30 protein-coding genes are annotated in these 20301 nt (G+C 64.0%); 29 read left to right on the top strand and 1 reads right to left on the bottom strand.

The genetic code is table 11. The annotated features are described in order from the left end of the window. Position 1 precedes the first annotated feature (1 nt). From rplD to E2E30_RS10525, 29 genes are all read left to right on the top strand, one after another. On the top strand, positions 2–628 hold the full coding sequence (gene rplD, locus E2E30_RS10665; RefSeq protein ID WP_133189635.1) for a 50S ribosomal protein L4: 627 nt from the start codon (positions 2–4) through the stop codon (positions 626–628). Then, complete coding sequence (locus E2E30_RS10660) at positions 621–932, top strand: 50S ribosomal protein L23 (protein ID WP_133189633.1); 312 nt, start codon at positions 621–623, stop codon at positions 930–932. The genes rplD and E2E30_RS10660 overlap by 8 nt, the downstream gene beginning before the upstream one ends. Positions 933–936: 4 nt before the next feature. Then, positions 937–1791, top strand: a complete 855-nt coding sequence (gene rplB, locus E2E30_RS10655) for a 50S ribosomal protein L2 (protein WP_133189631.1) — start codon at positions 937–939, stop codon at positions 1789–1791. A gap of 1 nt (position 1792) precedes the next feature. Then, the gene (gene rpsS / locus E2E30_RS10650; RefSeq protein WP_010164582.1) at positions 1793–2068 is read left to right on the top strand and encodes a 30S ribosomal protein S19; all 276 of its coding nucleotides are present in this window, start codon (positions 1793–1795) and stop codon (positions 2066–2068) included. Next, complete coding sequence (gene rplV / locus E2E30_RS10645) at positions 2068–2448, top strand: 50S ribosomal protein L22 (protein WP_010185498.1); 381 nt, start codon at positions 2068–2070, stop codon at positions 2446–2448. Before rpsS ends, rplV begins: the two co-directional genes overlap by 1 nt. Then, on the top strand, positions 2448–3149 hold the full coding sequence (gene rpsC / locus E2E30_RS10640) for a 30S ribosomal protein S3 (protein ID WP_010185499.1): 702 nt from the start codon (positions 2448–2450) through the stop codon (positions 3147–3149). Before rplV ends, rpsC begins: the two co-directional genes overlap by 1 nt. 10 nt (positions 3150–3159) lie before the next feature. Continuing rightward, positions 3160–3594: a 50S ribosomal protein L16 gene (rplP, locus tag E2E30_RS10635; RefSeq protein ID WP_010185500.1), complete on the top strand. Its 435-nt coding sequence runs from the start codon at positions 3160–3162 to the stop codon at positions 3592–3594. A 1-nt stretch (position 3595) separates the two neighbouring features. Continuing rightward, entirely contained in the window at positions 3596–3814 is a 219-nt protein-coding gene (gene rpmC / locus E2E30_RS10630) for a 50S ribosomal protein L29 (protein WP_133189629.1), read from the top strand. 10 nt (positions 3815–3824) lie between these two features. Continuing rightward, positions 3825–4097: a 30S ribosomal protein S17 gene (rpsQ, locus tag E2E30_RS10625; RefSeq protein ID WP_010185503.1), complete on the top strand. Its 273-nt coding sequence runs from the start codon at positions 3825–3827 to the stop codon at positions 4095–4097. Positions 4098–4242: 145 nt separating this feature from the next. Next, a complete protein-coding gene (gene rplN, locus E2E30_RS10620) occupies positions 4243–4611 on the top strand; it encodes a 50S ribosomal protein L14 (RefSeq protein ID WP_010164574.1) in 369 nt (122 codons plus the stop codon). A 1-nt stretch (position 4612) separates the two neighbouring features. Next, positions 4613–4930: a 50S ribosomal protein L24 gene (gene rplX, locus E2E30_RS10615; RefSeq protein WP_133189627.1), complete on the top strand. Its 318-nt coding sequence runs from the start codon at positions 4613–4615 to the stop codon at positions 4928–4930. Beyond that, positions 4923–5516, top strand: a complete 594-nt coding sequence (gene rplE / locus E2E30_RS10610) for a 50S ribosomal protein L5 (RefSeq protein ID WP_029625217.1) — start codon at positions 4923–4925, stop codon at positions 5514–5516. The genes rplX and rplE overlap by 8 nt, the downstream gene beginning before the upstream one ends. 1 nt (position 5517) lies before the next feature. Further along, positions 5518–5823 (top strand): 30S ribosomal protein S14, encoded by a 306-nt coding sequence (gene rpsN, locus E2E30_RS10605; protein WP_010185506.1) that lies wholly within the window; start codon positions 5518–5520, stop codon positions 5821–5823. Positions 5824–5833: 10 nt separating this feature from the next. Beyond that, a complete protein-coding gene (gene rpsH, locus E2E30_RS10600) occupies positions 5834–6229 on the top strand; it encodes a 30S ribosomal protein S8 (protein ID WP_010185507.1) in 396 nt (131 codons plus the stop codon). 1 nt (position 6230) lies between these two features. Beyond that, a complete protein-coding gene (gene rplF, locus E2E30_RS10595; protein ID WP_010185508.1) occupies positions 6231–6764 on the top strand; it encodes a 50S ribosomal protein L6 in 534 nt (177 codons plus the stop codon). Beyond that, entirely contained in the window at positions 6764–7123 is a 360-nt protein-coding gene (gene rplR, locus E2E30_RS10590) for a 50S ribosomal protein L18 (protein WP_010185509.1), read from the top strand. Before rplF ends, rplR begins: the two co-directional genes overlap by 1 nt. 2 nt (positions 7124–7125) lie before the next feature. Then, positions 7126–7872 carry a 30S ribosomal protein S5 gene (gene rpsE, locus E2E30_RS10585; RefSeq protein ID WP_133189625.1) on the top strand — a complete coding sequence of 249 codons (747 nt, stop codon included), beginning with the start codon at positions 7126–7128 and terminating at the stop codon, positions 7870–7872. Positions 7873–7877: 5 nt separating this feature from the next. Then, positions 7878–8054, top strand: coding sequence for a 50S ribosomal protein L30 (gene rpmD / locus E2E30_RS10580; protein ID WP_010164564.1), 177 nt, complete (start codon positions 7878–7880; stop codon positions 8052–8054). Positions 8055–8314: 260 nt separating this feature from the next. Further along, complete coding sequence (gene rplO, locus E2E30_RS10575; protein WP_010185512.1) at positions 8315–8857, top strand: 50S ribosomal protein L15; 543 nt, start codon at positions 8315–8317, stop codon at positions 8855–8857. Between the two features lie 258 nt (positions 8858–9115). Beyond that, positions 9116–10468 carry a preprotein translocase subunit SecY gene (gene secY / locus E2E30_RS10570; RefSeq protein WP_133189623.1) on the top strand — a complete coding sequence of 451 codons (1353 nt, stop codon included), beginning with the start codon at positions 9116–9118 and terminating at the stop codon, positions 10466–10468. Between the two features lie 42 nt (positions 10469–10510). After that, positions 10511–11161 carry an adenylate kinase gene (locus E2E30_RS10565; RefSeq protein WP_133189621.1) on the top strand — a complete coding sequence of 217 codons (651 nt, stop codon included), beginning with the start codon at positions 10511–10513 and terminating at the stop codon, positions 11159–11161. Between the two features lie 234 nt (positions 11162–11395). Continuing rightward, entirely contained in the window at positions 11396–12088 is a 693-nt protein-coding gene (locus E2E30_RS10560; RefSeq protein ID WP_133189619.1) for a response regulator transcription factor, read from the top strand. Beyond that, on the top strand, positions 12085–13440 hold the full coding sequence (locus E2E30_RS10555) for a HAMP domain-containing sensor histidine kinase (RefSeq protein WP_133189617.1): 1356 nt from the start codon (positions 12085–12087) through the stop codon (positions 13438–13440). Before E2E30_RS10560 ends, E2E30_RS10555 begins: the two co-directional genes overlap by 4 nt. Before the next feature lie 28 nt (positions 13441–13468). Continuing rightward, complete coding sequence (locus E2E30_RS10550; protein ID WP_165954497.1) at positions 13469–14065, top strand: Uma2 family endonuclease; 597 nt, start codon at positions 13469–13471, stop codon at positions 14063–14065. Positions 14066–14217: 152 nt separating this feature from the next. Further along, positions 14218–14586: a 30S ribosomal protein S13 gene (gene rpsM, locus E2E30_RS10545; RefSeq protein ID WP_010185518.1), complete on the top strand. Its 369-nt coding sequence runs from the start codon at positions 14218–14220 to the stop codon at positions 14584–14586. A gap of 55 nt (positions 14587–14641) precedes the next feature. Next, the gene (rpsK, locus tag E2E30_RS10540) at positions 14642–15031 is read left to right on the top strand and encodes a 30S ribosomal protein S11 (RefSeq protein WP_010164557.1); all 390 of its coding nucleotides are present in this window, start codon (positions 14642–14644) and stop codon (positions 15029–15031) included. A 95-nt stretch (positions 15032–15126) separates the two neighbouring features. Then, entirely contained in the window at positions 15127–16191 is a 1065-nt protein-coding gene (locus tag E2E30_RS10535) for a DNA-directed RNA polymerase subunit alpha (protein WP_133189613.1), read from the top strand. Positions 16192–16431: 240 nt separating this feature from the next. Next, positions 16432–16854: a 50S ribosomal protein L17 gene (gene rplQ / locus E2E30_RS10530; RefSeq protein ID WP_133189611.1), complete on the top strand. Its 423-nt coding sequence runs from the start codon at positions 16432–16434 to the stop codon at positions 16852–16854. Positions 16855–16931: 77 nt separating this feature from the next. After that, complete coding sequence (locus E2E30_RS10525) at positions 16932–19058, top strand: prolyl oligopeptidase family serine peptidase (RefSeq protein ID WP_133189609.1); 2127 nt, start codon at positions 16932–16934, stop codon at positions 19056–19058. Positions 19059–19123: 65 nt separating this feature from the next. Here E2E30_RS10525 and E2E30_RS10520 read toward each other — a convergent pair whose 3' ends face one another. Beyond that, the gene (locus tag E2E30_RS10520) at positions 19124–20254 is read right to left on the bottom strand and encodes a 50S ribosomal protein L11 methyltransferase (RefSeq protein WP_133189607.1); all 1131 of its coding nucleotides are present in this window, start codon (positions 20252–20254) and stop codon (positions 19124–19126) included. Positions 20255–20301 lie beyond the last annotated feature (47 nt).

Here is a 20301-nt window from a genome sequence, read left to right as displayed (position 1 = left end):
CATGAAGGTTACATCTCAGTCTTTCGACGGCGCAGCCGGCACGGAAGTCGAGCTCAACGACGAGGTCTTCGGTCTCGATCCGCGCGCCGACATCCTGCACCGCGTCGTCACCTGGCAGCTCGAGAAGCGCCGTGCGACCGCAAGCGGCACGCGTGAGCGTTCCGACGTTGCGCGTACGGGCAAGAAGTTCGGTCGCCAGAAGGGCGGCGGTACGGCGCGTCACGGCGATCGCCGCGCTCCGATCTTCGTCGGTGGTGGTAAGGCGCACGGTCAGCGGACCCGCGACTTCAACCCCGGCCTGAACAAGAAGATCCGCGCACTCGGTCTCAAGATGGCGCTGTCGACGCATGCACAGGCCGGTACGCTGGTCGTCATGGACAGCCTAGGCGTTGCCGAGAACAAGACCAAGACGCTGATCGCGGATTGGGCCAAGCTCGGCACCGGCAAGACCGCGCTCGTCATCGACGGCGACATGGTCGACACGAGCTTCGCACTGGCTGCGGGCAACCTGCACACGATCAACGTGATGCCGGCGGCTGGCGCCAATGTGTACGATATCCTGAAGCACGACACGCTGGTCCTGACCCGCGCTGCCGTCGAAATGCTGGAGGCGCGCTTCAATGGCTAAGCCAAAAACCGGGATCGACGCACGTCATTACGACGTGATCGTTGCTCCGCACATCACCGAGAAGGCGACCTTGCTCTCCGAGCATAACGCCGTCGTGTTCCGTGTCACCAACGACGCGACCAAGCCGCAGATCAAGGCTGCGGTCGAGGCGCTGTTCGACGTGACCGTTCTGGGGGTCAACACGATCGTCCAGAAGGGCAAGACCAAAAAGTGGAAGGGCGCGCCCTACACCCGCTCCGACATCAAGAAGGCGATCGTGACGTTGAAGGACGGCCAGTCCATCGACGTGACGACGGGGATCTGATCCGATGGCACTGAAGCATTATAACCCGACGAGCCCGGCACGCCGCGGGCTCATCCTCGTCGACCGTTCGGCACTGCACAAGGGCGGCCCCGTCAAGGCGCTGACCGAAGGCAAGCGCAAGACCGGTGGCCGTAACAACAAGGGCCACATCACGTCGCGCGGCATCGCCGGCGGTCACAAGCAGCGCTACCGCATCATCGACTTCAAGCGCCGTAACTGGGGCGTCGATGGCGTGGTCGAGCGGATCGAATACGATCCCAACCGCACCGCGTTCATCGCGCTGATCAATTATGGTCAGACCGCCGATGGCAAGGAAAACGTGGCCTACATCATCGCGCCGCAGCGCTTGGCCGTCGGTGACAAGGTCATCGCGGACAAGAAGACCGACGTGAAGCCGGGCAACGCGATGGAGCTGGGCCAGATGCCGGTCGGCACGATCGTCCACAACGTCGAGATGAAGCCGGGCAAGGGCGGTCAGATCGCACGTTCGGCCGGCACCTATGTGCAGGTCGTCGGTCGCGACAAGGGCATGGTCATGGTCCGCCTCAACTCGGGCGAGCAGCGCTACCTCCATGCGAACTGCATGGCCACGGTCGGCGCCGTGTCGAACCCCGACAACGGCAACACCAACCTCGCCAAGGCAGGCCGCAGCCGCTGGTTGGGCATCCGCCCGCTGACGCGTGGTGTCGCCAAGAACCCGGTCGACCATCCGCACGGCGGTGGTGAAGGCCGTACCTCGGGTGGCCGTCATCCGGTTACGCCATGGGGCAAGCCGACCAAGGGTGCGCGCACCCGTCACAATAAGTCGACGGATAAGATGATCATCCGTTCGCGTCATTCGACGAAGAGGAAGGGCTAAGATGGCTCGCTCAGTCTGGAAGGGTCCCTTCGTGGACCTCCACCTGCTCAAGAAGGCAGAAACCGCGCAGGAAACCAATGCGCGCGGTGCGATCAAGACCTGGTCGCGTCGCTCGACGATCCTGCCGCAGTTCGTGGGCCTCACGTTCAGCGTCTATAACGGGCGCAAGTTCGTGCCGGTCTCGGTCAACGAGGACATGGTGGGCATGAAGCTCGGCGAGTTCGCGCCCACCCGTTACTTCCCCGGCCACGCCGCGGACAAGAAGGGCAAGCGCTAATGTCTAAGGCGAAATCCCCCCGCAAGGTCGGCGAGAAGGAAGCCCTCTCGGTCGGCACGCAGATCCGTGGTTCGGCGCAGAAGCTGGGTCTCGTTGCAGCGCTCATTCGCAACAAGCCGGTTGGCCAGGCGATGAACATCCTGCAATTCTCGACCAAGGGCATGGCAATCGAAGCGCGCAAGGTGCTGGCCTCGGCCATCGCCAACGCCGAGAACAACCATAACCTCGACGTCGACTCGCTCGTCGTCTCGGAAGCCTCGGTCGGCAAGTCGATCGTCATGAAGCGGTTCGCCACGCGCGGCCGCGGCAAGTCGACCCGCATCCTCAAGCCCTTCAGCCGCCTGCGCATCGTCGTTCGCGAAATGGAAGAAGAAGCGTAATGGGTCAGAAATCGAACCCCATCGGTCTGCGCCTGCAGATCAACCGCACCTGGGACAGCCGCTGGTATGCCGAGGGCGCCGATTACGGTCGTCTTCTGCTCGAAGATCTCAAGATGCGGGCTTTCATCATGAAGACGCTGCCGCAGGCAGCGATCTCCAAGGTGGTGATCGACCGTCCGGCCAAGCTGTGCCGCGTCTCGATCTTTGCAGCACGCCCCGGCGTGATCATCGGCAAGAAGGGCGCAGACATTGAAAAGCTGCGCCGCCTGCTCGGCAAGATGACCACGTCCGACGTGAGCCTCAACATCGTCGAAATCCGCAAACCGGAAGTCGATTCGAAGCTCGTCGCGCAGGGCATTGCCGATCAGCTCGAGCGTCGTATCGCTTTCCGCCGCGCCATGAAGCGTGCGGTCCAGTCGGCGATGCGTCTCGGCGCAGAGGGCATCCGGATCAACTGCGGTGGCCGTCTCGGCGGTGCTGAAATCGCGCGTTCGGAATGGTATCGCGAAGGTCGCGTTCCGCTCCACACGCTGCGCGCCAACGTCGATTATGCCGAAGCGACTGCACACACGGCCTACGGCGTGTGCGGCGTGAAGGTCTGGATCTTCAAGGGCGAAATCCTGGGTCATGACCCGATGGCGACCGACCGGCTGATGATGGAAGCACAGACTTCCGGCGTCCGGCCTGATCCGCGCCGCTAAGGAATAGATCATGCTGCAACCGAAAAAGACCAAGTTTCGCAAGGCCTTCAAGGGCCGCATCCATGGCGACGCCAAGTCCGGCACGACCCTCAACTTCGGCTCGTACGGGCTGAAGGCGATGGAGCCGGACCGGATCACCGCACGCCAGATCGAGGCGGCTCGCCGCGCGATCACGCGTCACATCAAGCGCCAGGGGCGTTTGTGGATCCGCGTTTTCCCGGATCTTCCCGTCTCGGGCAAGCCTGCCGAAGTCCGCATGGGTAAGGGCAAGGGTTCGCCGGAATATTGGGCAGCTCGCGTAAAGCCGGGCCGCATCCTGTTCGAACTCGATGGCGTTCCGGGTGACATCGCCGCTATGGCGTTCAGCCGCGCAGCGATGAAGCTGCCGATCAAGGTGAAGGTCGTTGCCCGTCTCGGCGACACCTCGCATCTGGGAGTTGCATAAGATGGCAAAGCTCGACACGCGTCGTTCCGACCTGGTCGCCAAGACCGAAGACCAGCTGGGCGAAGAGCTCGGCAACCTGAAGCGTGAGGCGTTCAACCTCCGCTTCCAGGCGGCGACCAACCAGCTCGAAAAGTCGAGCCGGGTGAAGGAAGTCCGTCGCGACATCGCTCGCATCAAGACCCTGCAGTCGACGCGTTCGCGCGACGCTGCGGCAAAGTAAGGATTTAGACATGCCAAAGCGCGTGCTGACGGGGCTGATCGTCTCCGACAAGGGCGACAAGACGGTGGTCGTGAACGTGGAGCGCAAGGTCAAGCACGCGCTCTACGGCAAGATCATCCGTCGTACGAAGAAGTATCATGCCCATGATGAGGGCAATGAGTTCAAGCAGGGCGAAACCGTGCGGATCGAAGAGACCGCACCGATCTCCAAGCTTAAGACCTGGAAGGTGATCGATCGGGTTAACACCCACGCGACGCCTGAGCGGGTCGACGTCGACGCCTGACACCTCCGTCGCGGTCCCCCGGTGAAAGCCGGGGCCGCATGGAAAGGGTCAGGCAATAGTCGTGCTACCCCGGTATTGGGGTGACGACTGAGTTTAGGCGGCACCGGTCGGAATCGGTGCCTGGAATGAGAAGGAAGCGGATCCAATGATCCAGATGCAATCCAATCTCGAGGTCGCTGACAACAGCGGCGCGAAGCGGGTTATGTGCATCAAGGTGCTTGGGGGTTCCAAGCGTCGTGTTGCAGGCGTGGGCGACATCATCGTCGTCAGCGTCAAGGAAGCTGCCCCCCGTGGCCGCGTGAAGAAGGGCGACGTGCACCGTGCCGTCATCGTGCGTACGGCGAAGGACATTCGCCGGGCCGATGGCACCGTGATCCGCTTCGATTCGAACGCAGCCGTGCTGGTCAACAAGAACGAGGAGCCGATCGGCACGCGTATCTTTGGCCCAGTGGTGCGCGAGCTCCGCGGCAAGAAGCATATGAAGATCATCTCGCTCGCACCGGAGGTGCTGTAAAATGGCCGCCGCTAAGATCAAGAAGGGCGATCGCGTCATCGTCCTGTCGGGCCGCGACAAGGGCAAGACCGGCGAAGTCACGATGGCCATGCCGAAGGACGGCAAGGTTGTTGTCGCTGGCGTCAATGTCGCCGTGCGCCACACCAAGCCGAGCCAGGGCGACCCCGAGGGTGGCCTGAAGCGTTCGGAAGCACCGATGCACATTTCCAAGGTTGCGCATGTGACCGCCGACGGCAAGCCGACGCGCGTTCGCTTCGAGACCCAGGACGGCAAGAAGGTCCGCGTTGCGGTCAAGACCGGGGAGAAGATCAGTGGCTGATGCTGCAACCAAGCCCCGGATGAAGGGCATGTACGACGACAAGATCGTCGCTGCGATGACCGAGAAGTTCGGCTACAAGAACGCGATGGAAGTTCCGCGCATCGACAAGATCGTCCTGAATATGGGCGTTGGCGAAGCGACGCAGGACAAGAAGAAGGTCGACCAGGCAGCCCAGGAAATGGAGCTGATCGCCGGCCAGAAGCCCGTCGTGACCAAGGCCAAGAAGTCGATCGCTCAGTTCAAGCTGCGCGAAGGCATGCCGATCGGCGTGAAGGTTACCCTTCGTCGTGAGCGCATGTACGAATTCCTCGACCGTTTCATCACGATCGCGCTCCCGCGCGTTCGCGATTTCCGCGGGCTCAACCCCAAGTCGTTCGACGGACGCGGCAACTATGCCTGCGGCCTGAAGGAGCAGCTGGTGTTCCCGGAAATCAGCTACGACCGGATCGACAAGATCCGCGGCATGGACGTGATCGTCACGACCACGGCACGGACCGACGACGAAGCGCGCGAGCTGCTCCGCCTGTTCGGCTTCCCGTTCCCGCCGGAAGTCACTGAAGACGCGACCGAAAAGAAGGCGGCATAAGATGGCGAAGGTAAGTTCTGTCAACAAGAACGAGCGTCGCAAGATGCTCGTCAAGAAGTACGCGCCTAAGTATGCGGCGCTGAAAGCAATCGCTGGCGACAATTCGCTCAGCGACGGCGAGCGGATCGAAGCCCGTCTGAAGATGGCCGAGATTCCCCGCAACGGGAACCCGACGCGCATCCGCAACCGCTGCGAGCTGACGGGTCGTCCGCGCGCTTATTATCGCAAGTTCCGCCTCTGCCGTATTCAGCTGCGCGATCTGGCCAACAAGGGCCTGATCCCGGGCGTTACGAAGTCGAGCTGGTAAGGATCAACAGATGGCATTGACCGATCCCCTGGGTGATATGCTCACCCGCATCCGCAACGGCCAGCGCGCGCGCAAGGACTCCGTCCTGACGCCGGGCTCCAAGCTGCGGGCCCGCGTTCTCGACGTTCTCCAGCGCGAAGGCTACATCCGTGGCTATAGCGAAGAGCAGATGGGCCCTGCGGCCGGCATCCGCATCGAGCTGAAGTATTTCGAGGGCCAGCCTGCGATCAAGCACGTTGCTCGCGTTTCGAAGCCTGGCCGTCGCGTCTATTCGGCTTCGACCGAACTGCCGCGCGTAATGAACGGCCTCGGCATCACCATCGTCTCGACGCCTCGCGGCGTTCTGTCCGACGCCGAAGCGCGCGAACAGAATGTCGGCGGCGAAGTCCTCGCGGAGGTGTTCTGATATGAGCCGCATCGGTAAAAAGCCGGTCGCGATCCCCAGCGGCGTGACCGCGACGATCGAAGGCCAGCAGCTCACCGTGAAGGGGCCCAAGGGCACCCTCGCGATGCCGCTGCGCGAAGAGATCAGCTATGTGCTCGAAGAGGGTGGCGTTTCGGTCAACCCCGCAAACGAGACCAAGCGCGCTCGCGCGTTCTGGGGCATGCAGCGTACTCTCGTGCAGAACCTGATCACCGGCGTGTCGGACGGCTTCACCAAGAAGCTGCTGATCAACGGCGTTGGCTATCGTGCTGCGGCGCAGGGCAAGAACCTGAACCTCAAGCTCGGCTACAGCCACGACGTCAACATCGACGTGCCGGAGGGGATCGAAGTCAAGACCCCCGACAACACGACGATCGAGATCTCGGGTTCGGACAAGCAGAAGGTCGGCCAGCTGGCAGCTGAAATCCGTCGTTGGCGCAAGCCCGAGCCTTACAAGGGCAAGGGCATCAAGTACGACGGCGAGTTCATCTTCCGCAAGGAAGGGAAGAAGAAGTAATGTCGACCAAGGGTATGTCTCTCTTCGAGAAGCGGCGCCGCCGCAACCGCACCGCGCTTCGTGCACGGGGTTCGGGCCGTCCGCGGCTGTCGATCCACCGCTCGGGCCGCCACATCTATGCGCAGATCATCGACGACGCCAAGGGCGTGACGATCGCTGCCGCTTCGACGCTGGAAAAGGACGTGCGCGACACGTCCGGCGCCAACCTCGACGCAGCGACCGGTGTCGGCACGCGCATCGCCGAAGCCTGCAAGGCTGCTGGCGTGACGCAGGTCGTGTTCGACCGCGGTGGCTTCCTGTTCCACGGCCGGGTCAAGGCGCTGGCGACTGCCGCGCGTGAAGCCGGATTGGAGTTCTAATTATGGCTGACGACAACATTCCAAACGAAATCGCAGCGTCGCCCGACGGCGCACCGGTTCCGCAGCAGGAAGCGCCCCGTGGTCGTGGTGGCCCTGGCGGCAACCGTGGCGGCCCTGGCGGCGGTCGTGGTCCTGGCGGCGGTGCGAACCGTGGCGGCCGTGACAACCGTGGCGGTCGCGACAATCGCGGTCGTGGCGGCCCCGGTGCCGACGATGGCGGCGAAGAGCTGATCGAGAAGCTGGTTCACATCAACCGCGTCTCCAAGACGGTCAAGGGCGGCAAGCGCTTCGGCTTTGCTGCACTCGTCGTCGTCGGCGACGGCAAGGGCCGGGTCGGCTTCGGTCATGGCAAGGCGCGCGAAGTGCCGGAAGCCATCTCGAAGGCGACGGCTGCTGCCAAGAAGGCAATGGTCCGCGTTCCGCTCAAGGAAGGCCGCACGCTGCATCATGACGGCAACGGTCACTTCGGTGCCGGTCTCGTCACGCTGCGCTCGGCACCTGCCGGTACCGGCATCATCGCTGGTGGTCCGATGCGCGCCGTGTTCGAATCGCTCGGCGTCGCCGACGTCGTGACCAAGTCGGTCGGCACGTCGAACCCCTACAACATGATCCGGGCAACCTTCGAGGCGCTAACCTCGCAGGTTTCGCCGAAGTCGGTTGCACAGCGTCGCGGCAAGAAGATTGCCGACCTGCTGGGCCGTGGTGGATCCGAGACTGCCGAGGCCGATGCGGCCGCGGTTGTGGAGTAAGCGACATGGCAACCATCAAGATCACGCAGACCGGTTCGCCGATCCGCCGCGAAGCCGACCAGCGCGCAACGCTGATCGGCCTCGGCCTCAACAAGATGCACAAGACGCGCGAGCTCGAGGATACCCCCGAAGTCCGGGGCATGATCCGCAAGGTCGCGCACATGGTGAAGATCGAGGCGTAAGCCGAGATCTGAAGCCCTCTCCCGCTTGCGGGAGAGGGTTGGGTGAGGGCCTTCTTCTTCTGTTCCGAGCGAGCAGAAAAAGAAGGCCCTCACCGGCTGCGACTAGGTCCGCCTGAAGAAGGCGAACCAAGTCTCCGTTGCCTCTCCCGCATGCGGGAGAGGATACTGGGGCTAGTCGGATATAGACAAACGCGGGGCAGGGGGCTAACGGCCCCCTTCTCCATTTTATCAGCGCGACAAAAGCGAAAGCGAGTGCACTCATGAAACTCAATGAAATCCGCGACAATCAGGGCGCGCGTAAATCCAAGATGCGTGTCGGCCGTGGTATCGGTTCGGGCAAGGGCAAGACTGCCGGTCGTGGCCAGAAGGGCCAGAAGAGCCGTGAAGGCGTCTCGATCGCAGGCTTCGAGGGCGGCCAGATGCCGCTCCACATGCGTCTGCCGAAGCGCGGCTTCAACAACATCTTCGCCAAGGACTATGCCGAGGTGAACCTCGGTGCGATCCAGGCTGCGGTCGATGCAGGCAAGATCGAAGCCGGCGCGACGCTCGACCATGACGCGCTCAAGGCCGCTGGCCTGGCGCGTGGCGGCAAGGACGGCGTCCGTCTGCTCGCCAAGGGCGAGATGACGGCTGTGCTCAGCTTCACCGTCGCCGGCGCGTCGAAGGGCGCGATCGAGGCGGTCGAGAAGCTCGGCGGCAAGGTCGACGTGATCCACGTCGTGCCCGCAGCTGAAAAGGCTGCTGCCAAGAAGGGCGTCAAGTATCGCGAGCGCAAGGCGCACAAGGAATCGTTCAAGGCCTGAACGCTTCGGGCCTGAGTTTCCTAGGTCCGTGCTCTCCTCCGTCACCCCCGCGACAGCGGGGGCCCGCTTCTCTTTTAGCGTACGCTAGAAGAAGCGGGATTCCCGCTTTCGCGGGAATGACGGAAGGGTGCATCGACGGGAAATATAACCGCAAGGTTAGACAAGCCCGTACGGGCCCCTATATGAGCGGCGGGGGGCGGTAACGCTTTCCGCCGTTTTTTGTTTCCTGACACCTGAGTTACCGGGACGATACGCAGCATGGCATCCGCAGCCGACCAGATGGCTTCCAGCATCAGCCTGTCGAAATTCGCACAGGCGACCGACCTCAAGAAGCGGCTGTGGTTCACCATCGGCGCGCTGATCGTCTTCCGCCTGCTCAGCTACGTGCCGCTGCCGGGGATCGACCCGACCGCGCTGACCGAGCTGGCGAATCGCACCAGCGGCGGCGTGCTCGATTTCTTCAACGCCTTCTCGGGCGGCTCTCTCAAGCGCGCCAGCCTGATCGCTTTGGGCGTCACCCCCTACATCACCGCTTCGATCGTGGTGCAGCTCGCGACCTCGCTGTCGCCGACGCTTGCCGCGATCAAGAAGGAAGGCGAGAGCGGGCGCAAGAAGCTCAACCAGTACACGCGCTACGGCACCGTCGCGCTGACGATCATCCAGGGGTATTTCCTCACGCTCGGCTTCCAGAGCCAGGGCGTGGTGGTCGATCCCGGCCCGATGTTCATCGTCGGCTCGATCGTTAGCCTGGTCGGCGGCACGATGTTCCTGATGTGGATCGGCGAGCAGATCACCGCGCGCGGGATCGGCAACGGGATGTCGCTGATCATCATGGCGGGCATCGTCGCCAACTTGCCCACCACGCTATACAATCTCGCGCAGGGCGGCCGCGCGGGTAACCTCAACGGCTTCACGATCATCGCGATCGCGGTCGCCGTCGCGGGCCTGATCCTGTTCATCTGCTTCATGGAGCGCGCGCAGCGCCGCATCCTGATCCAGTACCCCAAGCGCCAGACGCAGCGTGGCATGCAGTCGGACCGCAGCCATCTGCCGCTCAAGATCAACACCGCGGGCGTGATTCCGCCGATCTTCGCCTCGTCGCTGCTGCTGATGCCGCTGACGGTGATGCAGCTCGCGGGCAAGCAGACCGCTGGCGCCAAGGAAACCTGGTATGGTGACCTGGTCATCACGCTCAACCAGTACCTCCAGCACGGCAGCCTGGTGTACATGCTGCTGTACGGTGCCGGCATCGTGTTCTTCTCGTTCTTCTACACCGCCGTGGTGTTCAATCCGGAAGAGACCGCCGACAATCTCAAGCGGCATGGCGGGTTCATCCCCGGTATCCGTCCCGGCAAGAACACCGAGAATTATTTCGACTATGTGCTGACGCGGATCACCGTGATCGGTGCCGGCTATCTCGCGATCATCTGCCTGTTGCCCGAATATCTCGTGTCGGCGCTGGCGATCCCGTTCTACCTGGGTGGCACTAGCCTCCTGATCGTGGTCAACGTAACGATGGATACGGTGACGCAGATCCAGAGCCATTTGCTTGCGCATCAATATGGCGATCTGATCAAGAAGGCGAAGCTGAAGGGCGGGCGTCTGCGCTGAGCGCGACGCCGCCGAAGAGCGGGTCGAAGAGGGGATTGTGGCGTGAATATCATTCTGTTGGGGCCTCCGGGCGCGGGCAAGGGCACCCAGGCGAGCCATCTCGAGGCGACGCGCGGGATGATCCAGCTCTCGACCGGTGACATGCTGCGTGCGGCGGTAAAGTCGGGCAGCCCGGTAGGCTTGCAGGCAAAGGCCGTGATGGAAGCGGGCGAGCTCGTCTCCGATGCGATTGTCTCGGGTATCATCGATGAGAAGCTTGCGTCGCTCGATCCCGCGCAGGGCGTGATCTTCGACGGCTACCCGCGGACCGCGGCGCAGGCCGAACAGCTCGATACGATCCTCGAAGGCCGCGGCCGCACGCTCGACAAGGTGATCGAACTCGAGGTCGACGAGGACAAGCTCGTCGCGCGGATCGTCGGCCGGTACACCTGCGCGGTGTGCGGTGCGGGTTATCACGACCATTTCAAGCAGCCCAAGGTCGCCGAGACTTGCGACGTCTGCGGCAGCCACGACTTCAAGCGTCGTCCCGACGACAATGAAGACACCGTTCGCACGCGCATGGCCGAATATCGCGCCAAGACCGAGCCGATCATCCCGATCTACCAGGCACGCGGGCTGCTCGCGCGCGTCGACGGCATGGGCGAAATCGGTGCCGTGACGCACGCGATCGAAGCGATCCTCGACGCCGCCTGACCGCGGCGACCGCTTCGGTCCCCGATTCATTCCAAATGACGATTTCGTCACCTCGCCGTCACCGCCGTGGCAGCCGCGCGGCGCCATAAGGTGTGCATCGCCGAGTGCATGCGGCGGGAAGATTTGACGAGATCGGCACTCGCACTCCCGGGAGTGTCGTTGGCTGGCGGAAGGCTTGCTTTCCGTCAGCCTCATTTCATTCTAGGCACGAGGAAACCGCCCGGAATGCCACCTATGTCGCGTAAAATCCTGATCGTCGAAGACGATGCCTCGACCGCCGCCTATCTCGCCAAGGGGCTGGGGGAGGCGGGCTATGTCGTCCAGACCTGCGGCGATGGCCGCGACGGGCTGTTCCTGGCGAGCGAAGGCATTTTCGACCTGATCGTCGCGGATCGCATGCTGCCCGGCCTCAACGGGCTGGCGATGCTCGGCGCGATTCGCGCCGCAGGCGTCGCGACCCCCGCCTTGATCCTCTCTGCGCTCGGCACCGTCGATGACCGTATCGATGGGCTGAACGCCGGCGCCGACGATTATCTCGTCAAACCCTTCTCGTTCGCCGAGCTGACCGCGCGGATCGACGCGATCTTCCGGCGCGTCGACCGCGGCGGCACCGAGGGGCAGCCGACCAAGCTGTCGGTTGGGGACCTCGAGATCGACTTGCTCGCGCGCAGCGTCGTCCGGCAGGGGCGAACGATTGCGCTTGGCGCGCGCGAGTTCAACTTGCTCGAATATCTCGCGCGCCACGCCGGGCAGGTGGTGACGCGCACGATGATGCTCGAGAAGATCTGGAACTATCATTTCGACCCGGGATCGAACGTCGTCGACGTCCATATCGGGCGGTTGCGGCGTAAGCTCGAGGAAGGCTTTAGCGCGCCGATCCTGCATACCGTGCGCGGCGCGGGGTATCGGTTGTCGACCGAGCCTTGATCCGGCTTTCGGTCACCGCGCGGATCGCGCTGCTCGCGATCGGGCTGGCGCTGATCTCGAACCTCGTGCTCGTCGGGTTCGTGTGGAAGCTCGTCCATGACGACGCGATCGACGCGGTGCGGCGCGACACGATCGAGGAATCGGATGCGCTGGTCGCGGTGTATCGCACGGGCGGCCTGCCGGCGCTCGTCCGCGCGATCGAGGATGCGCAGGCGCCGAGCGATCCGACCAGGATCGTGATGGTGGTCGCCGCCGACGGTCGTCGGCTGGCGCAGGTCGGTCCCGCGATCGGGCATGTCGGGCGGGCGCCTTCGATCGGTTTCCATATTGGGCAAGTCGGCGATTCGATGCCGTGGTCCGAACGCGAGGCCGGCTACGCCGTGCGCCAGATCGGGCCCAATCGGCTGGTCAGCGGGCATCTGCTCGACGATTGGGAGGCCGAACAGCGCGGCATCGAACGCGCGCTGGCCGCCGCGACGCTGCTGTCGCTCGCGCTGGGGGTCGGGGGCGGTCTCGTCGTCACGCGTTATGTCGGGCAGCGGCTCAACCGCGTCACCGACGTGATCGAGGGGGTCGCCGAGGGCGATCTGTCGCGCCGCGTCCCCAATGCGGCGAGTGGCGGGGACGCGTTCGACCGGCTCGCGCTGCGGCTCAACGCGATGCTCGACAAGACCGAACGGCTGATGACCGAATTGCGGATCGTCACCGACGGGCTCGCGCACGATCTCCGCTCGCCGCTCGCGCGGCTGCGCGCAAAGGCCGAGGCGGCGGTGTTGCAGGCCGATCCCGCGCAGCGCGAGGCAGCGATGGGCGGGCTGCTGATCGAGACCGACCTCGTGATGCGGATGCTGTCGACGATGATCGAGATCACGCGCGCCGAATCGGTGCCGCGCGACCGGCTCGCGCCGATCGATCCCGCCGCATTGATGGAAGAAATCGCCGAACTGTATGCGCCGGTCGTCGAGGATGCCGGGATGCGCTTCGAGGCAGTGATCGAGACCGGCGCGCCGCGTATCGTGCTGCACCGCGAATTGATGACGCAAGCGCTCGCCAATCTGATCGACAATGCGCTCCGCCACGCCGGGGCGGGCGGGGCGATCACCTTGCGGTTGGCGATCGGCGCGGGCGAGGCGCGCTTCCAGGTCGAGGATCGCGGACCTGGCATCGCCGAGGCCGACCGCGCACAGGCGTTGCGCCGCTTCGGCCGGCTCGACAGTGCGCGCAGTCTGCCCGGGGCAGGGCTGGGGATGGCGCTGGTCGAGGCGGTCGCGCGGTTGCACGACGGGCGGATCGAGCTGGGGGACAATGCGCCGGGGCTGGTCGCAGCAATCGTGGTGCCGGTTGCGTTGTGAGGACGGCCGGTTTTTGGTAAGAAAGGCCATGGGTGCCGAGCAAGCCATTCGAGCCGCCGACGCCTCCGTGGAGGAGGGCGATCCTGTTCGTCATCTGATCACCGTCGATGAATTTCTGATCTTGGACGAAGCGGGGGCTTTCGAAAATGTCGGACGCGTGCAGCTCATCGATGGTGAGATCTTCGTCATGAACGCGGTTCATCGCCCGCACGCCAAAGCGCAGGCCGAGATCTTGATTGCCATCAGCCTCGGTGTGCGAAAGTTGAAAGCCAACCTCACGGCTTATGCACCCGTCTCGACGCACCTCGACGATCACAGCCTGCCCGAGCCGGATGTCGTCGTAGCAACGGTCGAAGACGATCGCTTCGTCTCGCGCGACTCGGTCCGGCTTGCGGTCGAAGTGTCGAGCAGTTCGCTGCAGTTCGACCTCGGACGAAAGGCCCGCCTGTATGCGCGGACGGGTGTACCCGAATATTGGGTCGTCGATGTCGTCGCTCGAAAGATTATCCGAATGGCGGGCCCGGAAAACGAAACATACGCGCAGCGCGACGAGTTTGCATGGGGCGCTCCGGTGCCGTCCGCGACCATCCCCGATCTGCTCGTCGACACTACAGCGCTGGCTTGACAGCACCCGAGTCGGGGCTTACCGAGCCTCTATTCCGAAACACCGGTCTCCGGCGGCGCTGTTTGCGTGCGCCGGTGTCGTGCGTTACGGTATTCAACGCGTCGAGATGGGGTCTGCAGCCATGCAGCCCCGTGGAGCAGGAGAAAAAGTTCATGGCACGTATCGCCGGGGTCAACATCCCGACCAACAAGCGCGTCGTTATTGCGCTCACCTACATTCATGGCATTGGCAACACCAAGGCCAAGGAAATCGTCACCAAGCTGAACATCCCGATGACGGCGCGTGTGCAGGACCTGACCGATCAGGAAGTGCTCCACATCCGTGAGGCGATCGACGCTGATTACACCGTCGAAGGCGATCTGCGTCGCCAGGTTGCGATGAACATCAAGCGTCTGATGGATCTCGCCTGCTATCGTGGCCTGCGCCATCGCAAGGGCCTGCCGGTTCGTGGCCAGCGCACGCATACCAATGCGCGCACCCGCAAGGGCAAGGCTAAGCCGATCGCCGGTAAGAAGAAGTGAGCTTGAGCCGCGGGTGACCGCGGCTCGCTCCTCGTTCAGGATTTAGGATTTCAAAATGGCACGTGAACCACAGCGCATTAAGCGGCGCGAGCGCAAGAACATCACCTCGGGCGTCGCCCATGTGAACGCAAGCTTCAACAACACCATGATCACGATCACCGATGCCCAGGGCAACGCGATCTCGTGGTCGTCGGCCGGCGCAATGGGCTTCAAGGGCTCGCGCAAGTCGACTCCGTACGCAGCGCAGGTCGCTGCCGAAGACGCCGGCAAGAAGGCTGCCGAGCACGGCGTCCGTACGCTCGAAGTCGAAGTGAAGGGCCCGGGTTCGGGCCGTGAGTCGGCGCTTCGCGCGCTGCAGGCGGTCGGTTTCCAGATCACTTCGATCCGCGACGTGACTTCGATCCCGCACAACGGCGTGCGTCCTTCGAAGCGTCGTCGCGTCTGATTTCTCTCGGGCGTGCGCGGTTGATCGCGCTGCACGCCCGGGATTCGTAATTGGTCGGCATTGCGCAGTGCCGACCCAAAACCAAGGGATAGCCTATGTCCGTCAATGCAAAGAACTGGCAGGAACTGAAGAAGCCGTCCGGCCTCGAGAAGAAGTCCGGTGATGGCAAGCGCAAGGCAACCTTCGTCGCCGAGCCGCTGGAGCGTGGTTTCGGCCTGACGCTCGGCAACGCGCTGCGCCGCGTTCTGCTGTCGTCGCTGCAGGGGGCAGCGGTCACCTCGATCAAGATCGAAAACGTGCTGCACGAATTCTCGTCGCTTGCCGGCGTTCGCGAGGACGTGACCGATATCGTGCTCAACGTGAAGCAGATCGCTTTGCGCATGCAGGGCGAGGGGCCCAAGCGCCTCCAGCTCTCGGCAACGGGTCCGGGTGCGGTCACGGCTGGCGACATCGCGGTGACGGGCGACATCGAAGTGATGAACCCCAAGCTGGTGCTGTGCCACCTCGACGAGGGCGCGACGCTCAACATGGAATTCACCGCTGACGTCGGCAAGGGCTATGTCGCTGCCGTCGCCAACCGTCCGGCCGATGCGCCGATCGGCCTGATCCCGGTCGATGCGCTGTATTCGCCGGTCAAGCAGGTGAGCTACAAGGTCGAGAACACCCGCGTCGGGCAGGAACTCGATTACGACAAGCTCACGCTGACGATCGAGACCGACGGCACGATCACGCCTGAGGACGCCGTTGGTTACGCAGGACGCATCCTGCAGGACCAGCTCGCGCTGTTCGTCCACTTCGACGATTCGTCGGTGACGCGTTCGGCTCCGATCGGTCACGCTGCTCCGGCGGCTGCGGCTGGCGAAGTGTCGGGCGACACGCAGCAGATCAACCGCTATTTGCTCAAGAAGGTCGACGAGCTCGAGCTTTCGGTGCGCAGCGCCAACTGCCTCAAGAACGACAACATCATCTATATCGGCGATCTGGTCCAGAAGACCGAAGCCGAGATGCTGCGTACGCCGAACTTCGGCCGCAAGTCGCTCAACGAGATCAAGGAAGTGCTGTCTTCGATGGGGCTCCGCCTCGGGATGGAAATCCCGGGTTGGCCGCCTGAGAACATCGAAGAGATGGCGAAGAAGCTCGAGCAGGAAATTATGGGCTGAGCCGCACGGGATTAGCGCACGCTAATTCTGAGACGGCGTAAGCCCGGCCGGCGTCGCTTGCGACGTCCGACGACGCGGTTTCGCCGCGGCGGGCGCGAGTAGAAGAAGACCCTCACCCAACCCTCTCCCATGAAGAATGGGAGAGGGCTACGGTCAGCAAGACGGCGATAGGTGGCGGCCATAACGGTCACCTGGTCTGGGGTACCTCACACGGCCCCCTAACGAACGAAGGAAATCACCATGCGTCATCGCGTAGGCGGTCGTAAACTGCAGCGTACCTCGGCACATCGCATTGCGTTGTTCCGCAACATGTCCGCTGCCCTCATCAAGCACGAGCAGATCACCACCACCGTCGCCAAGGCGAAGGAACTGCGCCCGTACATCGAAAAGCTGATCACGCTCGGCAAGAAGGGTGGTCTCAGCAACCGCCGCCTGGCGCACGCACGGCTGCTCGACGACGCGCAGCTGATCAAGCTGTTCGACGTTCTGGCAACGCGCTATGCCGATCGCAACGGCGGTTACACCCGCGTGATCAAGGCCGGCATCCGTATGTCGGACGCGTCGCCGATGGCCGTCATCGAATTCGTCGACCGCGACGTGAGCGCCAAGGGCCAGGATTCGGGCCCGGTGATCGTCGACGGCGAGTATGACGAGGCCGCATAAGCCTTCGTTGCTTTGCAGGTTGAGAAAGGAGTCGCGCTCGGTAGAGTGCGGCTCCTTTTTCCGTTTCGGAGCCCTACATGCGCTTGACCCTGCCGCTGATCGCTCTCGTTCTCGCGGCCCCCGTGCAACTACAGGCCCAGACCATGCAATATCCCGAGACCCGCCGTGTGCCACAGGTCGACGAACAGTTCGGCGTCAAGGTCGCCGATCCGTATCGCTGGCTCGAGAACGACGTCCGCACGAATGCCGAGGTGGCGAAGTGGGTCGCCGATGAGAATGCCGTCACCAACGCCTATCTGGCGACGCTGCCGGGTCGCGACGTTTTTGCCGCACGGTTGAAGCAGCTGCTCGATTACGAGCGGTTCGGCGTTCCGGTGAAGAAGGGCGGTCGCTATTTCTATACGCGCAATGCCGGGCTGCAGAACCAGGCGGTGCTCTATGTGCGCGACAGTGTCGATGGGGCGGGCCGGGTGCTGGTCGATCCCAACGGCTGGTCGAAGGACGGCGCGACGGCGCTCGCCGAATGGACCCCGTCGGAGGACGGCCACAAGCTGCTCTACGCGGTGCAGGACGGCGGCACCGACTGGCGTACCGTAAAGGTCCTCGACGTCGCGAGCGGCGGCATCAGCGACCAGATCGACTGGGTCAAGTTCTCGAGCCTGTCTTGGGCGAAGGATGGATCGGGCTTCTATTATTCGCGCTTCGCCGCTCCTGCCCAGGGCGCCAAGTTCCAGGCGCTCAACGAGAACCAGCAGGTCTATTTCCATAAGCTCGGCACGCCGCAAAGCGCCGACTCGCTGATCTACGCGACGCCCGATCGGCCCAAGATGGGCCATGGCGCGATCGTGACCGACGACGGCAAATGGCTCGTCATCACGACGCATGAGGGCACCGACAATCGCTACGAGATCACCGTGATCGATCTCACCGCGCCCAAGCTCGCCCCGCGCACGATCTTCAAGGGGCTGCAGAACCAGTGGACCTTCGCGGGCAATGTCGGCGGCAATTTCTACTGGCTGACCAACAAGGATGCGCCGCGGCTGCGGATCGTCGCGACCAACCTCTACGCGCGCTCGGCCGAGGTGCCTGAGCATGAGGTGGTGCCACAGGGCAAGGACGTGCTCGACGGCGCGTCGATCGTCGGCGGCAAGCTGCTCCTGTCCTATCTCGCCGACGTGAAGAGCGAGGTCCGTCGCTACACGCTCGACGGCAAGCCCGATGGCGTCGTCCCGCTCCCCGGGATCGGCGATGTCGGCGGCTTTGGCGGCGACCCCGACGATCCCGAGACCTTCTACGCCTTCACCAGCTTCGCCACGCCGACGACGATCTATCGCTACGATGTCAGCACCGGCAAGGCGACGCCGTGGGCGGCGCCCAAGGTCGCGTTCGATCCGTCGCGCTATGCGGTCGAGCAGCGTTTCTATGCGTCGAAGGACGGGACCAAGGTCCCGATGTTCATCGTCAAACGCAAGGACGTGACGGGCCCCGCGCCGACGCTGCTCTATGCGTATGGCGGCTTCAACATCTCGGTGACGCCGGCGTTTTCGGCGACGCGGATCGCGTGGCTCGAGCAGGGTGGGGTGTTCGCGGTCGCCAACATCCGCGGCGGCGGCGAATATGGCAAGCCGTGGCACGACGGCGGCCGGCTGGCCAACAAGCAGAACGTGTTCGACGATTTCATCGCGGCGGGCGAGTTCTTGAAGGCGCAGCATATCACCGGCGCGGATCAGCTCGTCATTCAGGGCGGATCGAACGGCGGTCTGCTCGTCGGGGCGGTGACCAACCAGCGGCCCGATCTGTTCGCGGCGGCGCTGCCGGCCGTGGGCGTGATGGACATGCTGCGCTTCGACCGCTTCACCGCGGGGCGCTATTGGGTCGACGATTATGGCTATCCGTCGAAGGAAGCCGATTTCAAGACGCTCTATGCCTATTCGCCGTACCACAATATCCGGCCGGGCAAGCCGTATCCGGCGATCCTCGCCGAGACGGCGGATACCGACGACCGTGTCGTGCCGGGGCATACGTTCAAATATACGGCCGCGCTGCAGGCGGCCGACCTGGGGCCGAAGCCGCGGCTGGTGCGGATCGAGACGCGCGCGGGGCATGGCTCTGGCAAGCCGACCGACAAGGTGATTGCCGAGACCGCGGATGCCTGGGCATTCGCGGCGAAGTGGACCGGGTTGCAGGTGAAGCCGGTAGAATAGCGCGCAAGCCCCTCCCCTTTAGGGGAGGGGTTGGGGTGGGGAAGTACTGGGCGCGCGGGTGCCCGTTACAGCCCCACCCCCAGCCCCTCCCCTGAAGGGGAGGGGAGCTCTGTCGCGCCCGCGTTTTCGCGCCACACCAGCAACTGGTGCCCGTCATGCACCCCCACGACGCGCACCGCGGTCCCCGCCGCCAGCTCGAGCGGCACATCGAACGGATAGTATTGCGCGCCCCAATGCGATTTCGCATCGGGGCCAGGCCGGTTCTCGTAATCGACGACCTCGTCGAGCTGCAGCCGGATCCACTGCACGATCCCGCCGATCGGCCCGCCCTGCGCGACGAGCGTCGCAGCGCCATGATGTGGCTCGCGCGCCGCCTCGCCGGTAAAGTCGAACGACAGCAACGCCGCCGGATCGCTTTGCAACGTCAGCGTCGCATCGCTCACCGCAACGTTGCGCGGCACTTGCGTCAGCGCGTTGAAGCCGCCGAGGTCGAAGCCCGCCACCATCGTCATCCGGTGCTCCTCCGCCGCCGACCAGCTGCCGAGCGCGATCATCACGTCGCCGCCCGCCGGGATCATCTGCCCGCCCGGCGCGAGCAGCCGCGTCGCGGCGTCGGCGAGCGTCTTGAGCACACCCTCGGCCAGCAGATTGTTCGACACGATCTCCGAGACGATCACGTCGGCGCGGCCTTCGAGATCGGATTCAACGTCGAGCTCGGTCGAATTGCCCGTCACCACGCGCACGCGCTCGGCAAAGCCGTTCGTCGCGACGATCTGGCGCGCCATATCGGCAATCGCCGGGTTCTCCTCGCATGCGACGACGCGCCCGGCGCCGGCGCGCGCTGCCATCATCGAGAGCAGGCCGCTCCCTGCGCCGATGTCGAGAACATGCGTGCCCGGCGTCACCGCGCGGCGGATCGCGGCGTCGAACGCGGCGTTGCGCGGTTCGTCGCGCAGCATGTTGAAATGCCAGCGCGGGACGCTCTGGCCGATCAGCTGCTGGGTGCGTGCAGCGACCTCGACATCGTCGGGCCCGTGCGTGCGCGCTTGCATCGCAAGCGGGTAGACGCGCCCACGCAGGCCGATCTTCGCAGCGAGCCCGGCAAGCCCTGCGAGCTTGCGCCCGTCCTCGCCGGCGGCAACGACCATCGGCTCGAATCCGGCGCGCGCTGCGGCTTTTAAATAGGTGTCGGTCATTTCGTCCCCAAAACTCTTCCCCCACGGCGCGCATCTGCTATCTGGCG

Source organism: Sphingomonas sp. AAP5 (genome assembly GCF_004354345.1).
Lineage (GTDB): Bacteria > Pseudomonadota > Alphaproteobacteria > Sphingomonadales > Sphingomonadaceae > Sphingomonas > Sphingomonas glacialis.
This window is presented reverse-complemented; position numbering and strand designations above follow the sequence as displayed.

Bases quoted from the DNA above. Each gene is read 5' to 3' on its own strand.
- rpmD (WP_010164564.1), top strand. From the start codon at position 7,878: ATGGCAACCATCAAGATCACGCAGACCGGTTCGCCGATCCGCCGCGAA.
- rplN (WP_010164574.1), top strand. From the start codon at position 4,243: ATGATCCAGATGCAATCCAATCTCGAGGTCGCTGACAACAGCGGCGCG.
- rplO (WP_010185512.1), top strand. From the start codon at position 8,315: ATGAAACTCAATGAAATCCGCGACAATCAGGGCGCGCGTAAATCCAAG.
- rpsK (WP_010164557.1), top strand. From the start codon at position 14,642: ATGGCACGTGAACCACAGCGCATTAAGCGGCGCGAGCGCAAGAACATC.
- E2E30_RS10660 (WP_133189633.1), top strand. From the start codon at position 621: ATGGCTAAGCCAAAAACCGGGATCGACGCACGTCATTACGACGTGATC.
- E2E30_RS10560 (WP_133189619.1), top strand. From the start codon at position 11,396: ATGTCGCGTAAAATCCTGATCGTCGAAGACGATGCCTCGACCGCCGCC.
- E2E30_RS10520 (WP_133189607.1), bottom strand. From the start codon at position 20,254: ATGACCGACACCTATTTAAAAGCCGCAGCGCGCGCCGGATTCGAGCCG.
- rplP (WP_010185500.1), top strand. From the start codon at position 3,160: ATGCTGCAACCGAAAAAGACCAAGTTTCGCAAGGCCTTCAAGGGCCGC.
- rpsH (WP_010185507.1), top strand. From the start codon at position 5,834: ATGGCATTGACCGATCCCCTGGGTGATATGCTCACCCGCATCCGCAAC.
- E2E30_RS10550 (WP_165954497.1), top strand. From the start codon at position 13,469: ATGGGTGCCGAGCAAGCCATTCGAGCCGCCGACGCCTCCGTGGAGGAG.
- rplQ (WP_133189611.1), top strand. From the start codon at position 16,432: ATGCGTCATCGCGTAGGCGGTCGTAAACTGCAGCGTACCTCGGCACAT.
- E2E30_RS10525 (WP_133189609.1), top strand. From the start codon at position 16,932: ATGCGCTTGACCCTGCCGCTGATCGCTCTCGTTCTCGCGGCCCCCGTG.
- rpsE (WP_133189625.1), top strand. From the start codon at position 7,126: ATGGCTGACGACAACATTCCAAACGAAATCGCAGCGTCGCCCGACGGC.
- rplD (WP_133189635.1), top strand. From the start codon at position 2: ATGAAGGTTACATCTCAGTCTTTCGACGGCGCAGCCGGCACGGAAGTC.
- rpsN (WP_010185506.1), top strand. From the start codon at position 5,518: ATGGCGAAGGTAAGTTCTGTCAACAAGAACGAGCGTCGCAAGATGCTC.
- rplV (WP_010185498.1), top strand. From the start codon at position 2,068: ATGTCTAAGGCGAAATCCCCCCGCAAGGTCGGCGAGAAGGAAGCCCTC.
- rpsC (WP_010185499.1), top strand. From the start codon at position 2,448: ATGGGTCAGAAATCGAACCCCATCGGTCTGCGCCTGCAGATCAACCGC.
- rplR (WP_010185509.1), top strand. From the start codon at position 6,764: ATGTCGACCAAGGGTATGTCTCTCTTCGAGAAGCGGCGCCGCCGCAAC.
- rpmC (WP_133189629.1), top strand. From the start codon at position 3,596: ATGGCAAAGCTCGACACGCGTCGTTCCGACCTGGTCGCCAAGACCGAA.
- E2E30_RS10535 (WP_133189613.1), top strand. From the start codon at position 15,127: ATGTCCGTCAATGCAAAGAACTGGCAGGAACTGAAGAAGCCGTCCGGC.
- rpsM (WP_010185518.1), top strand. From the start codon at position 14,218: ATGGCACGTATCGCCGGGGTCAACATCCCGACCAACAAGCGCGTCGTT.
- rplF (WP_010185508.1), top strand. From the start codon at position 6,231: ATGAGCCGCATCGGTAAAAAGCCGGTCGCGATCCCCAGCGGCGTGACC.
- secY (WP_133189623.1), top strand. From the start codon at position 9,116: ATGGCATCCGCAGCCGACCAGATGGCTTCCAGCATCAGCCTGTCGAAA.
- rplB (WP_133189631.1), top strand. From the start codon at position 937: ATGGCACTGAAGCATTATAACCCGACGAGCCCGGCACGCCGCGGGCTC.
- rpsQ (WP_010185503.1), top strand. From the start codon at position 3,825: ATGCCAAAGCGCGTGCTGACGGGGCTGATCGTCTCCGACAAGGGCGAC.
- rpsS (WP_010164582.1), top strand. From the start codon at position 1,793: ATGGCTCGCTCAGTCTGGAAGGGTCCCTTCGTGGACCTCCACCTGCTC.
- rplX (WP_133189627.1), top strand. From the start codon at position 4,613: ATGGCCGCCGCTAAGATCAAGAAGGGCGATCGCGTCATCGTCCTGTCG.